Below are 523 nucleotides of genomic sequence, written 5' to 3' on the forward strand. Positions count from 1 at the left end.
GAAAAAACCAGTGCGGTTTGTATCCCTAACCTGATCGGTAATATTTGTGACTGGGATCGCATTGTTGAAATCTGCCGCAAACACGATTTAAAAATTATTGAAGACAGTGCCGACACTCTCGGCGGTACCCTGACAGATCGTTCCAGCGGCCACTACTCTGATATCAGTATTACCAGCTTCTATGGTTCCCATGTCATTAATGGTGCAGGTAATGGTGGCATGCTCTGCGTAAAAGATGATGCCATGGCCAGCAGAGCCCGACTGCTCCGTTCCTGGGGGCGCAGTTCATCCCTGTTTGTAGAAAGTGAAGCCATAGAAAACCGCTTTAACGTCGAAGTCGATGGCATCCCCTACGATGCAAAATTTGTATTTGAAGCCATCGGCTACCAGCTGGAGCCTTCTGAAATCAGTGCTGCCTTTGCCCTGGTTCAGTTCGCAAAACTGGAACAGAACATCAAAACCCGGGAAGTTTACTTCAATAAGCAGTTGGATTTCTTCAGCCAGTATCAAGACTGGTTTATCC

1 protein-coding gene is annotated in these 523 nt (G+C 47.2%); it reads left to right on the top strand.

Translation table 11 applies throughout. The annotated features are described in order from the left end of the window. Positions 1 to 523: DegT/DnrJ/EryC1/StrS family aminotransferase (locus tag J7438_RS27415; protein ID WP_209279164.1), on the top strand; the 523-nt coding region annotated here is incomplete at both ends.

Origin of the sequence: Thalassotalea sp. G20_0 (assembly GCF_017744175.1) — a bacterium.
Classification (GTDB): Bacteria; Pseudomonadota; Gammaproteobacteria; order Pseudomonadales; family Endozoicomonadaceae; genus Endozoicomonas.